Origin of the sequence: Edaphobacter flagellatus (genome assembly GCF_025264665.1) — a bacterium.
Taxonomy (GTDB): Bacteria; Acidobacteriota; Terriglobia; order Terriglobales; family Acidobacteriaceae; genus Edaphobacter; species Edaphobacter flagellatus.
Genome location: NZ_CP073697.1, coordinates 3,211,401 through 3,224,528 on the forward strand (window position 1 = coordinate 3,211,401; position 13,128 = coordinate 3,224,528).

Below are 13,128 nucleotides of genomic sequence, written 5' to 3' on the forward strand. Positions count from 1 at the left end.
GTCTCAACTGAAGGTTGGTTTTCTATCTTCGAGACGGATTTTACGAATCTAGCGATAAATTTTTGAATAATGCTTCAAAATTTTCTTTTGTAGTAGATCCGATTGTTTTTAGCAATTCTGTCCGACTTGGAGAATAGAACAGGGCTTGAATTGTTCGCTCGAAAGAACAATCAACTGGTAGATGCAACTTCTCTCTTATTAAGATAAGGTCTTTCCCGTCGAACAGATTTTGCATGATTTTGTTGCTATTGGGGGTTGTAGTTGGAAGCAATTTGAAATGTCGCGCGGAAATTTCTGAGCCAAACAACGTCTCAGCCTCCAAGAACTTTTTTCTTCCTTCGCTGTCATTGTCCCATAAAGCTCGAAATCTGACCTGCCAGGCAATCATAAGAGATATATAGAATTTGATTGAACCAGCGCCTACCGACGGTAGGATTGCAACGCTTCTTTCTCCACGAAATAGCTCTAGAGCTATGTAGTCGCATATACCTTCAACTATAATCGTCATTTCTGTGTGTATTAGATCTAAGGCATATGGCTTGATGAGTAATGCGTCGAGGACAGGTTGGAGCGCTGACCGGTTATCCAACACTGAGCCTTGATAGTTAATCATGCGGGTTAAGCCGATGTTTCCATCGCTATCTTTATCCGCAATCACGACGCTTGAGATAGGAATTTTGTCAGGGTCTAGCAAGTAGTGCGAATGCGTGCAGTAAATTACCGCATTCTTCTCGGAAAGTTGCCGTAACTTTTGACAAAGTTTTCGTTGAGCGAAGGCATGTAGATAAGAGCCTGGTTCATCCAAAAGATAGATGGATTGCAGGCCACTTCCACTTACAATTTTTGGATTGAATTCCAACTTCATTACAAAGTTGAAAAACCAATAAAAGCCTTTACTCCGATCGCTTATAAAAAAGAAATGTTCGTCTCCATTGCTGTCAGTTTCGACCACATCCAGTTTAAGAAAGTTTTTTGGTGGATTTGAATCGCTCTGGTCGAATTCAATCGCTATCTTGAGGGCATCTCGATCATCGAGACGAAAGGTTTGCCATTCTCTAGTCAAGGCATCGTTTAGATGACGTTGCACCTTCGACAAAACTGTTTTTCTTTTACGAATTTCCAGGCTAGCCAAGTTGAAAATTGAGAATCCCGGGTCGGTTTTCAAGAATAGTTGTTGAATAATTTCGAGCCACTCCGGCAGCGAATCGCTTTCTTGGTCCGGTATTTCAATTTTTTCTGCAATCTTATCCCGGAAGTCGTCGAAGTAGAGAATATAGGGCAACCCTAAAATGACTTTTCTAGCTAAGGCATCTTGGGCGTCCAAATCACCGAAGTTTTCAAACGGAAATGAATATTTTTTGCTGATAAGATTGCGCCGAATAATCAACTTCGTCGGTAAAATTCTTCTATTTTTTATTATCTCGAATGTGGATTTGAGGCTGGGAAACTGTTTCTCGCAAACTCCAAGATTCTGTTTGAGCTCATGCTTTGAGATTTCAATTTCTGCCGAAACTCCTATAGGTCCAGAGGATGTTCGGTATAGGTTCGTAACATCCTTGAGGTGGCGACCGTTATCGTTTAGATCGTCGTTGTAAGGATCAAAGGCGAATATTGCTTGGAGGACTGTAGTCTTTCCTGATTCATTGACGCCAATAATCGGCATCAATGAATTCTTTGCGACGTTAATTTCAAGCGGTCCCGTAATAGCGCGGTAGTTCTCAATTATGAAGCGCAGATAGCGCATTCTTAACCTCACGTGCATGAGCTAGCACGAAACTCATGGTTTCATGCTATTTACTTGAATTTGTTGAATGTATCGAAATCAGGGATAGTCATTCAAGCCATTTGAAGGGCAAGTGCTATTTTCGATAACTACTCTACCGTCACACTCTTAGCCAAATTTCTTGGCTGATCCACGTCGCAGCCCCTACGGACTGCGATATGGTAGGCGACGAGTTGTAGCGGAACTACTTCGAGGATGGGCAGGAGTAGTTCGGGGGCTTTGGGGATGTGGATGGTGTGTTCTACCAGGCTTGCGATCTGGTCGTCGCCTTCGGTGGCGATGGCGATGACGCGGCCGGCGCGGGCGGTGACCTCCTGGATGTTGCTGAGGGTCTTTTCGTACTTGAGGACGCTGGCGGGGTCGTCGGGGTCTTTGGTGGCGATGCAGACGACGGGGAGTGACTCGTCGATGAGGGCGTTGGGGCCGTGCTTCATCTCGCCGGCGGGGTAACCTTCGGCGTGGATGTAGGAGATCTCTTTGAGCTTGAGCGCGCCTTCGAGGGCGATGGGGTAGTGGATGCCGCGTCCGAGGAAGAGGAAGTTGCTGGCGGCGTGGAAGAGGCGGGCGAGGTGCTGGCACTGCTCGTCGAGGGTGAGGCGGGGGGCGCGGCGGCGCTCAGGGCCGGGCCATGCCGGAGTGCTGGATGACGTTGCTGCGCTGGTGAGGGTTGGGGCGGCTACGCCTTCGGACATGCCGATGGTGTTGGAGGGGTCGAGGAGCATGGACTCGAGCTTGGAGGGGAGTCGGCCGAGTTCGGTGGCGAGGCGGAGCGAGTCTTCGGGCGTGATGGTGTTGCGAACCTGCGCGAGGTGCAGCGCGAGGAGAAACAGCGCGGTGAGCTGCGCGGTGAAGGCCTTGGTGGAGGCGACACCGATCTCAGGGCCGGCGTTGGTGGTGATGGTGCCGTTGGCGCGGCGGGTGATGGCGGAGCCGACGACGTTGCAGATGGCGAGGGTTTTGGAGCCCTTGGAGATAAGTTCGGCCTGGGCGGCGAGGGTGTCAGCGGTTTCGCCGGACTGGGTGATGAGGAGGCCGAGGTCGAGGGGCGAAGGGATGGGGTCGCGGTAGCGGTACTCGGAGGCGTAGTCGACGTCGACGGGGAGGCGGGCGAGGCGCTCGATCATGAACTTGCCAGCGAGCCCGGCGTGCCAGGAGGTGCCGCAGGCGGCGATGGTGATCTGGGTGGCGCGACGGAGATCGTCGGCGGAGATATCGAGGTTGTCGAGGAAGACCTGTCCGGTGTCGAAGGAGATGCGCCCGAGGGTGGTGTCGCGGATGGCGCGCGGCTGCTCGTTAATTTCTTTGAGCATGAAGTGCTTGTAGCCGGCTTTTTCGGCCTGGATGGGGTCCCAGGCGATGCGCTGAGTTTTGAGCTCGAGTGGGCGGCCGCTGAAGTCGGAGAGCGAGACACCTTCGGGCGTGAGGACGGCAAGTTCTCCGTCGGCGAGGAAGTGGATGTTGCGGGTGTGGTGGAGGATGCCGGGGACGTCGGAGGCGAGGAAGTATTCTCCGTCGCCGATGCCGAGGACAGCGGGTGGGCCAGAGCGTGCGGCGACGAGCTTGTTGGGTTCGTGCGCGGAGAGGACGCCGATGGCGAAGGCTCCGGTGAGATGTTTGACGGCTTCGCGGACGGCTTCTTCAAGTGCTGGCCGTGTGGGCTCTGAGTTTCCGCGAGTTGATGCGAGTAACTCCTCCATCTCTTTAAGCTCTTGCTCGATGAGGTGGGCGATGATCTCGGTGTCGGTTTCGGTGACGAAGGTGTGTCCTTTGGCAGTGAGTTGCTGCTTGAGGGCGAGGTAGTTTTCGACGATGCCGTTGTGGACGACGACGAGGGAGCCGGTGCAGTCGCGGTGCGGGTGAGCGTTTTCTTCGGTGGGGCGTCCGTGGGTGGCCCAGCGGGTGTGTCCTATACCGAAGGTGCCGTGGATAGGGTGCTCGGCGATGACGGCTTCAAGGTTGCGCAGCTTGCCGGGCGCGCGGCGAAGCTGAAGGCCGTCGGGGCTTCCGGCGACGGCAATGCCTGCGGAGTCATAGCCGCGGTATTCGAGGCGGCGAAGGCCTTCGATGATGACAGGGACGACTGGTTTCGGACCAATGTAGCCAACAATTCCACACATGGGATGAGTGTAGATGGAGTGCCCGGATTTTGTGCAGGCGGCGTGTATGCCTTTTGTGGGATGGGTATGTTGTGGCGTTGTCGAGCAGGAGAAAAAGATTGACTCTCGTGAAGGCAGGGACTGGATTAAATCTCTTGCAAAATTTGTGACGGGGCATTAACGTAGCGTTACTCCTTTTCAAAAGAGCCGATTTTTAGCGGCAGGGAAGCTCCTCCCCTTTTTCCGAGACGAAGCTAATCGTGGCCTGGATGCCGCGTATTGATCTCAATCCTCCGCCCAGCGTTGCGGAAGGAACCCTCACTTTATTTCACTGCGATCGAAAAGACGCCGCTATGCGGCGGATGAAAACCCATTGTGTTTTTATTTGGAGGTCAATCATGCGTTTTTACACGCACGGGATACGTACGCGCGTCGTTCGGCTTATCGCTTTCACGATTCTTTTGGCTACGTTTGCAGCGAGTCATGCCCAGACGTTTCGCGGTGGAATCAATGGCACAGTTACCGACAAGACAGGAGCCTCGATTGCAAATGCAGCGGTAGTTGCACTGCAAACAGAGACTGGTGTAACGCACACGACCGTCAGCTCCAGCGCCGGCACGTTTCTCTTTCAGGACCTGCCGTTGGGCACCTACAGCGTGACGGTGAGCTTCAGCGGATTTCAGACAGTGAAGACGGACAAGGTGATGGTATCGGCTGGAACGATCTACACGTTGCCGGTGGTACTGCAGCTTGCAAGCTCAGATACGACGGTGGAGGTCGATGCTGCGGGATTGGCATTGGATACAACTACAACCACGCAGACGACGGTGCTTGAGGCAAGGGCTGTGGCGGATATGCCGCTCAACGGTCGTGACTTTACGCAGATGATTCAGCTGACGCCAGGCTTTGCCGGATATACCGGAGGCGGCTATGGCTCGTTGAATGGAACGCGTGCCAACCAGATGAACTGGCAGATCGACGGCGTGGACAATAACGATCTCTGGCATAACGTTCCGGCTGTCAATCAAGGCGGTGTTTCAGGCATCGCAGGCATTGTGCTTCCGCTGGATGCGGTGGACCAGTTTTCGGCACAGACGCAGGCAGGGCCAGAGGGCGGACGTAATCCTGGCGGCACGGTGAATCTGACGCTACGCTCCGGCACGAACCAAATTCATGGTTCGGTGTACTACTTCAACCGCAACGAGCTGTTTGGCGCGAAGAGTCCTTTTGCGGATACGAAGCAGAAGGTGCGCAACTACAACTATGGGTTTTCGGTAGGCGGACCGATTCTTCGCGACAAGCTATTTGCCTTTGCGACGTTTGAGAAACAGAGGTTCACGATTGGAGAGTCGGGCACGGCGACGCAGCCTTCGGTTGGTTGGCAGAGTCAGGCGAAGGCGATTCTTGCGGCGAAGGGCATTCCCATCAATGGTGTCATGCAAGATGTGCTCAACAATTTGTGGGGCAACAGCATCCTTTCGCAGGACACAGCGGGCGTAAAGAACAATTATCACTCGAACGATCCGGAGTTTGGTTACAGCTATAACGGTCTGGGCAAGGTGGATTGGCAGCTCACGCCGAAAGATCAGCTGAGCGTGCACTGGTTTGCTGGACAAGGCAATCAGGTAGCTCCTGTGGGTTCGCAGCTGCTTGCTTACTATGAGGAAGCCCCCATCCATGTGCAGAACATGGCGATCGTCTATAACCGCGTGATCTCGCCGCGTATCACGAATCAGGTATTGGCTGGAGTGAACTACTTCAATCAGGTATTCAACGACTACAAGAGTCCGCCAAGCGTACAAAGCCTGGGCTTTATTACGGGTGCGACTTTTCCCAATGCTCCGAATATCACGATTAAAAACTTTGATCCTGTCGGTCTTACGCCTCCGGAAGGCCGTAACGACATTACAGGCCATCTGACTGATCAACTCTCGTGGGTCGTCGGTAAGCATCAACTGCGATTCGGCGGCGAGTATCGTCAAGCGCAATTGGATGAGTTCTATCACCGTCATGCGACCGGCAGCTTTACATTCGATGGAACGCGTGTTGCTGCAATCGGTCCTACGTTGACACCGAATCCTGATGGATTGGATGGTTATCGTTATGCTCTGGCTGATTATCTTGCCGGTCTAACATCCAATGCGTCGATTGCAATCGGCGATCCGGAACGTCAGGTATTTGTAAACAACTGGTTCTTAAATGCAGGCGACTCGTGGCAGATCTCTCCAAAGCTGAACGTGAACTATGGTCTGCGTTATGAGTATGTGGGACCGCTGCATAATAGCAATAAAGACATGTCGGTCTTTCGTCCAGCTCTGACGGCGAATAAAGGCCTGGCTTTTCAGGGTGTCGATATCGACTCTTTATACGGACGCTACTGGAAGAGCTTGAGTCCTCGCGTAGGAGCGAGCTATCAGGCTGACCCAAATACGGTTGTACGGGCCGGTTTTGGTTTTTATTTCGATACGCCGAATCTGAACCCCTTCCTGGACAATCGGCCGGGCAATGCAGCTCCGAACGGTGTGGAAGGAAATCCTGGAGGGCCGAATCCGGTGTACACGGTGGCTCCGACCGGAGGATCGAAGACGACGATTCAGAAGGGTGTTGCGATTTTTCCATCATCGCAGGGATATCCATGCAGTCCGACTGCAACGTGCGGCGTCTTTTCGGTCAACAGCAACTTCAGGCCGGCTTACAACGTAAATTACAGCCTGAATCTGGAGCATACGGTGACGTCCAGCATCATCATGCAGCTTGGCTATGTGGGTAGCGAAGGCCGTCACCTGCTGAGCCTGCTGGATATTAACCAGGGAACGAGCCAAAGCAGTCGTCCTTATTGTGTTCTCAACTCGATCTATTGCGCATACAGCAACATTAACCAACTGGAGAGCATTGGTACGTCGAACTACAACGCACTTCAGACACAGCTGCGGTTGCAGAACTGGCACAGGCTATCCGGCTCGGTCATCTACACATGGAGCCATAACATGGACGAAGTCACGGCATATCGTGGTGCGCTTCCGCAGGATAACTTCAACTTCAAAGGTGACTACAGCAACTCGGACTTCGATACGCGCAACACCTTTGTGGCTTATCTAAGCTATGCGATTCCGGGCTCGTCGCATGCGAAGCTGCTGACCAATGGCTGGCAGGTGAACTCGTTGATGAACTTTCATGGTGGGCAGCCGTTTACGGTGCACGCCTCAGGCGATATCAGCGGTACGAATGAGGGCAACGATCGTGCGGTGCAGGTGGGCCCGATCAACAAGGGGTATCAAGGACAAAAGCCTGGCGTGAATTGGCTGGATCCTTCTGCCTTTACCGATCCAGCACCGGGGACGTTTGGGACGACGCGGCGCAATGGCTACTATGGGCCGGGCTATTCCGATGTTGATCTTTCGGTGTTCAAAGACACGAAGATCACAGAGAAGGCTACGGTTCAGTTCCGTGCCGAGATGTTTAATGTGTTCAACAGAGCGAACTATGCTCCTCCGGGATTTGGTACGGTGTCGGTGGGTGGGGACTTTACGCTCGACGATACCATCGGCGATTACAACGGAGCGCCTGGCATAGGAGCAGGCGAAGCATTCAATACGCAGTTTGCTTTGAAGGTTATCTTCTAATCTGCCTCGTTCTCTTGGGCCCAAAAAGAAGCCTCATCCGCAATGGATGAGGCTTCTTTATCTTGATGCTGTTTAGACGGGCCACTTCCAGTCGGTGATGTCTTTGTGGTCGATGCCGTGCTTGTGGGCGTAATTGACGCTTTCGATGATCTTGTCCTTGAGCCATTCCTTGGTGTGGGCGGCGGTGGCCTGTAGTTTGGGGACGCGGTCGATGACGTCGATGGCGATGTCGAAGCGGTCGATCTGATTGAGAATCGCCAGCTCGAGTGGTGTGTTGATGTTGCCTTGTTCCTTGTAGCCGCGAACGTGGATGTTGTCGTGATTTTTGCGGCGGTAGGTGAATTTGTGGATGAGCGAGGCGTAGGCGTGGAAGTTGAAGATGACCGGCTTGTCGACGGTGAAGAGCGAGTCGAACTCGCGGTCGGAGAGGCCGTGCGGATGCTCGGACTCAGGCATGAGCCGGAAGAGGTCGACGACATTGACGAAGCGGATTTTCAGGTCTGTGCAGTGCTCGCGCAGGATGGCGACTGCGGCGAGTGCTTCGGCAGTGGGAATGTCGCCGGCGCAGGCGATGACGATATCGGGCTCGGAGCCTGCGTCGGTTGAGGCGAAGTCCCAGATACCGATGCCTTTGGTGCAGTGTTTGATGGCCTCGTCCATATCGAGGTACTGAAGATGCGGCGCTTTGTCGGCGACGATGACATTGACGTAGTTGGTGCTGCACAGACAATGGTTGGCGACGGAGAGCAGGCAGTTGGCGTCAGGTGGAAGATAGATGCGCGTGACGTGCGGGCTCTTGTTCGCGACGACATCGAGGAAGCCGGGGTCCTGATGCGTGAAGCCGTTGTGGTCCTGCCGCCAGACGAGCGACGTGATGAGCAGGTTGATGGAGGAGATGGGCGCGCGCCAGCGAAGCTCGAGCTTGCTCTTCTCCAGCCACTTGGCGTGCTGATTGAACATGGAGTCGATGATGTGGACGAAGGCTTCATAGCTGGAGAGGAAGCCGTGGCGTCCGGTGAGAACATAGCCTTCGAACCAGCCTTCGAGCGTGTGCTCGGAGAGCATCTCCATGACGCGGCCGCCAGGAGCGATGTCGGTGCCGTCGGCATCTTCGGGGAAGATCTCGGCCATCCACGATTTTGACGTGGCTTCGTACATCAGCTGCAGGCGGTTGGATGCTGTTTCATCGGGGCCGAAGACGCGGAAGCTGGTCATGTTTCGCTTGATGACATCGCGCAGATAGCCACCGAGGGTAAAGGTGCTGGAGACTTCGATCTGGCCGGGCTTTTTGACCTTGATGGCGTAGTCGCGGAAGTCGGGAAGGTCGAGCGGCTTGCGCAGAAGACCGCCGTTGGCGTGTGGGTTGGCGGTGATGCGACGTGTGCCCTCGGGAGCCATGGCGCGCAACTCTGGAATGAGGCGTCCGCTTGCGTCGAAGAGCTCTTCGGGCTTGTAGCTCTTGAGCCATTGCTCGACCTGCTTGAGATGCTTGGGGTTGGTTTTGGGGTCGAGGATGGGAATCTGGTGCGCGCGCCAGAAGCCTTCGACCTTATGGCCGTCGACCTCTTTAGGGCCGGTCCAGCCTTTTGGCGTGCGAAGGATGATCATCGGCCAGCGTGGGCGGTCGGGTGATTTCGATTTACTGCTGCGAGCTTTCGATTGGATGTCGCGAATCTCGTTGATGCAGTGCTCGGTGACCTCGGCCATCTTCTGGTGCATGATCTTCGGATCGTCGCCTTCGACGATGTATGGGTGCCAGCCGTAGCCGAAGAAGAGAGCTTCGAGTTCGTCTTGCGGGATGCGAGCGAGGATGGTCGGGTTTGCGATCTTGTAGCCGTTGAGATGGAGGACAGGGAGCACAGCTCCGTCGCAGATGGGATCGAGAAATTTGTTGGAGTGCCAGCTAGTGGCGAGCGGGCCGGTTTCGGCTTCGCCGTCGCCAACCATAACGGTAACGATCAGGTTGGGGTTGTCGTACGCCGCTCCGAAGCCGTGCGAGAGCGAGTAGCCTAGTTCGCCGCCTTCGTGGATAGAACCGGGCGTCTCCGGAGTGCAATGACTTCCGATTCCACCGGGGAAGGAGAACTGCTTAAAGAACTTCTGCATGCCGGCTTCGTCCTGGCTCTTATCGGGATAGACCTCGGAGTAGACGCCTTCGAGGTAGCAGTTCGACAAGGTTGCGGGCGCGCCGTGGCCGGGTCCGGAGAGAAAGATCAGATCGAGATCGTACTTCTTGATGAGCCGGTTGAGGTGCACCCACGTGAAGGATTGGCCAGGATCGGAGCCCCAGTGGCCGAGCAGGCGGTTCTTGATGTGTTCGGGCTTGAGTGGTGTGCGGAGCAAAGGATTGTCCTGCAGATAGAGCATGCCAACGGAGAGATAGTTGCAGGCGCGCCAGTAGGCGTCTATCTTGCGTAGTTCTTCCGGAGAGAGAATAACTGTAGATGTCTTCTTTGCTTTGGCGCTTGATGGCGGCATGACGATCTCCCTTTCGAAACCGATGAGAACTGTATCGCTAAAAGCGGGGCCGTTCGTTGCTGAGCATGTGTTGAACATGCGTGGCGATCATCCAGTCTTCTTTTGCTGGAATGAGCAGAATGCGTGTCTTTGATTCTGATACGGAGATGCAGTGGATGTCACTTTGTGCACTGCGTTTTTCGGCGTTATTTAATACAGGGTCCATCTGTACGCCAAGTGTGTTGAGGCCGCTGACGATCTCATCGCGTGAACGGGCGTCGTGTTCGCCGATGCCTCCGGTGAAGACGATGGCGTCGAGTCCTCCCAGCAACCATGAGAAAGAGCCGATGGTTTTACGGACGCTGCGTGTGAAGACGTCGATGGCGAACTGCGCGCGTGGATTGCCGCTGGCTGCTGCCTCGCGTGTGGAACGCATGTCGTTGGGGAGGCCGGAAAGAGCGGCGATGCCGGAGTCGTGGTTAAGGAGTGTTTCGACGGCGCTGAATGCCTGCGTGCGATCGCCGGTCATGGCGCGCAGCAGGTAGAGGACGAGGCCCGGATCAAGATCGCCGGGGCGCGTGCCCATGACGACGCCGCCGGTGGGGGTGAGTCCCATGGAAGTGTCGACGGATGCTCCGTCGATGAGCGCGGTCACGCTGCATCCGCTACCAAGATGCGCGATGACCATGCGATGCGGGATGGGTTCGTTTGCTGTGCGGATTTGTTCGACGATGGATTCGCAGCTGAGGCCGTGGAAGCCATAGCGGCGTACACCTTGCGCGCGATACTTGTCGGGGATGGCATAGGCGGTGGCGACCTCAGGCATGGTGTGATGAAAGACGGTATCGAAGCAGGCGAAGTGCGGCACGTTCGGGAAGCGCTTCATTGTCTCGCGAATGATTTTGATCGCAGAGGGATCGTGCAGCGGCGCGAAGATCACGGCTTCGTCGAGATCGCGCAGCACTTCATCGGTGATGCGTACGTGGCGATCGAGTTTAGCGCCGGGATGCACGACGCGATAGCCGACGGTATCGATGGCGGGGATGCCCGGAGCGGAGACAGCGTCTACGACTTTGCCGATGGCCTTGATTGGATCGTCAGCTTTGACCGCAGTGGCTGGTTTTCTGTCCGGGTGGGCGATGTTGTGAAAGGCAAAGGTTGCGTGGCCGGAACCGATGCCGGAGACTTCGCCTTCGTAGCGGGACTGCGGTGTTTTGTTTGCCGCAGCGAAGACGGAGAACTTGATGGACGACGATCCGCTGTTGATGACGAGCAGGTGCAATGCGCTTCCTCCGTCGTTTAGCTGTGTTTGTCCCCGGGTTCAAGTGCGGCCGTTTCCTGACTCTTCTGCATGACGTCGATGACGGTCTGATAAAGCTTATTGCGCGTGTTGAAGCGATCTTCAGCGCGCGTGACATATCGCACGATGATGTCGACTCCTGAGGATGCAGGCCGTAGATCGATGGAGGGCGACGCGTTGAACTGGCTGAGCCCGTGAGCTCCGGTGGCGCGTCGCCATTCTGCTTCGGCGCGCTTGGAGCTTTCTTCCGTCTCCTGCAGCACAGCTGTGTGGATGTCTTCGATGGTCTGGTAGCTGTTGGGACCGGCAGGGATGTTGAGCCTGATCTCATCCCAGAGCCACTGGCCAGAGGTAGAGAAGTTGAAGTACTGGCCGCGAATGGCGAAACTGTTCATGAAGTTGACGCGGCGTCCGGTGGGGTGGCCTTTGTCGGTCCAGTTGCCGGTCTCGAGCAGCGTGGTGCGGAAGACACCGAGCTCAACGACTTCGCCGCCGACCCCGTTGATTTCGACCCAGTCGCCGACACGGATGCCGTGCTTGCCCATGAGAACGAACCAGCCGAAGAAGGCGAGGATGAAGTCCTGGAAGACGACGGTGAGGCCGGCGGTGGCGAGTCCGAGGATGGTGGGCATCTGGCTGGGCGCACCGAAGATGATGAGCAGCACCAGCAAGACGGTGATGACCTGGATGGCGAGACTGATGATGGTGCGCAGAGTAATCAGGTTGCGCCGGTCGAGATGCAGCCGGTCAAGCAGCCTGCGAACTGCGGCAGCGAGAATCGCCGCGCAGAGCGTGAGGAAGGCAATGGCCGCGATGGATTGAAGAATGAGGTGGGCGACGATCTGGTGCTGCCGGTAGACCTGATCGTGCCAGCGGCCGTAGACCGCGCCGAGCTGCTTCTGGGTCTGGATGCGGTCGTCGAGGATGGAATGGATCTGTGCGAGCGAATGCATCTGCTTCAGTCGCGTGACGCGGCTTGTTGCTACAGTGTCTTTCGCATTTGCATCATTGGCATCGGCCAATTTCTTTTCGATATCGGCGTGTTGCGTGGAGAGAGCTGCTGCATCGGCGAAAGCTTTCGCCTGAGCCTGCGCGATGGAGTCCATGCGGCTGCGTTGATCGAACCATGCGCCGACACGGCCTGCGAGCGTACCGTAGCGGCGTGCGGACTGGATGGCAGAGGGGCTGGAAGAGGCGTCGCCCTGCTCATCGAACTTCTTCATGGCAGCTTCGCGCTCGGTCAGCTCCTGCTGAATCTGTCCGCGCTTATCGCCACTGACAGTGGCAAGATCTTCGGTGGCATCGGTCAACTCGTCCGTATCGAGTTGAAGCTGGGCCTTGGCCGTGTCGAGGTCGTCGGTGCTGGGTGGGTTGGCTCCCTTGGATGCTGCATTGAGGCTGTCGACTTTTGCCTGGTCCTCTTTGACCATAGCTTGCAGCGCTACAACCTTCTGCTGAAGGATCAGGGCTTCGCCGGTAAGCGTGCGGGTGTCGAGGGTGGCCTGCCGGAGCGCCTGCGCGAAAGCCTGATCCACCTCATGGTCTGCCAGACGCTGCGCTTCACCGGCAAGCCGCTTCTCTTCTGCGGAGATGGCGAGAGGAGCGAGTGCCTCGATGGTCTGCCAGGGGCTCTGATCGACGAGGTCGGTTGAAGATTTTGCTCCCGGAGTGCGATTGCCTTTGAGCAGGAAGGGGAGGTTCGCCATGGCTCCGCGCGTGAGGAAAGAGCCGATGAGGCTTGCGATAAGAATGATGGCCGGTATAACGATGGTGAGTCTGCGCAAACCCGTCATGTTCTCACCCTACAACGTCGAGACCCCTTCCTTCAAAAGCTGAGCGAAGAAAGAAATTCTGGAAAATTATGCATCT

General features: G+C 55.6%; 6 protein-coding genes. 1 reads left to right on the top strand and 5 read right to left on the bottom strand.

Annotated elements, in window-relative coordinates; translation table 11 throughout:
• Positions 1 to 40: 40 nt before the first annotated feature.
• Together KFE13_RS13415 and glmS are read right to left on the bottom strand one after the other, a co-directional pair.
• On the bottom strand, positions 41 to 1,744 hold the full coding sequence (locus KFE13_RS13415) for an ATP-dependent nuclease (protein WP_260703618.1): 1,704 nt from the start codon (positions 1,742 to 1,744) through the stop codon (positions 41 to 43).
• Between the two features lie 128 nt (positions 1,745 to 1,872).
• Positions 1,873 to 3,900 carry a glutamine--fructose-6-phosphate transaminase (isomerizing) gene (glmS, locus tag KFE13_RS13420; RefSeq protein WP_260703619.1) on the bottom strand — a complete coding sequence of 676 codons (2,028 nt, stop codon included), beginning with the start codon at positions 3,898 to 3,900 and terminating at the stop codon, positions 1,873 to 1,875.
• Positions 3,901 to 4,277: 377 nt separating this feature from the next.
• Between glmS and KFE13_RS13425 the strand changes: the two genes are divergently transcribed.
• Positions 4,278 to 7,502, top strand: coding sequence for a TonB-dependent receptor (locus KFE13_RS13425; RefSeq protein WP_260703620.1), 3,225 nt, complete (start codon positions 4,278 to 4,280; stop codon positions 7,500 to 7,502).
• A 72-nt stretch (positions 7,503 to 7,574) separates the two neighbouring features.
• Here KFE13_RS13425 and KFE13_RS13430 read toward each other — a convergent pair whose 3' ends face one another.
• Genes KFE13_RS13430 through KFE13_RS13440 form a run of 3 tightly spaced genes read right to left on the bottom strand, consistent with a single transcriptional unit; the run spans position 7,575 to position 13,052 of the window.
• A complete protein-coding gene (locus KFE13_RS13430) occupies positions 7,575 to 9,980 on the bottom strand; it encodes a phosphoketolase family protein (RefSeq protein ID WP_260703621.1) in 2,406 nt (801 codons plus the stop codon).
• 37 nt (positions 9,981 to 10,017) lie between these two features.
• The gene (locus KFE13_RS13435) at positions 10,018 to 11,241 is read right to left on the bottom strand and encodes an acetate/propionate family kinase (RefSeq protein WP_260703622.1); all 1,224 of its coding nucleotides are present in this window, start codon (positions 11,239 to 11,241) and stop codon (positions 10,018 to 10,020) included.
• A gap of 17 nt (positions 11,242 to 11,258) precedes the next feature.
• A complete protein-coding gene (locus tag KFE13_RS13440; RefSeq protein WP_260703623.1) occupies positions 11,259 to 13,052 on the bottom strand; it encodes a mechanosensitive ion channel family protein in 1,794 nt (597 codons plus the stop codon).
• Between the last annotated feature and the right edge of the window lie 76 nt (positions 13,053 to 13,128).

What these genes read in the sequence shown, in the direction of transcription:
- KFE13_RS13415 (WP_260703618.1), bottom strand. Translation starts at nt 1,744, where the DNA reads ATGCGCTATCTGCGCTTCATAATTGAGAACTACCGCGCTATTACGGGA.
- glmS (WP_260703619.1), bottom strand. Translation starts at nt 3,900, where the DNA reads ATGTGTGGAATTGTTGGCTACATTGGTCCGAAACCAGTCGTCCCTGTC.
- KFE13_RS13425 (WP_260703620.1), top strand. Translation starts at nt 4,278, where the DNA reads ATGCGTTTTTACACGCACGGGATACGTACGCGCGTCGTTCGGCTTATC.
- KFE13_RS13430 (WP_260703621.1), bottom strand. Translation starts at nt 9,980, where the DNA reads ATGCCGCCATCAAGCGCCAAAGCAAAGAAGACATCTACAGTTATTCTC.
- KFE13_RS13440 (WP_260703623.1), bottom strand. Translation starts at nt 13,052, where the DNA reads ATGACGGGTTTGCGCAGACTCACCATCGTTATACCGGCCATCATTCTT.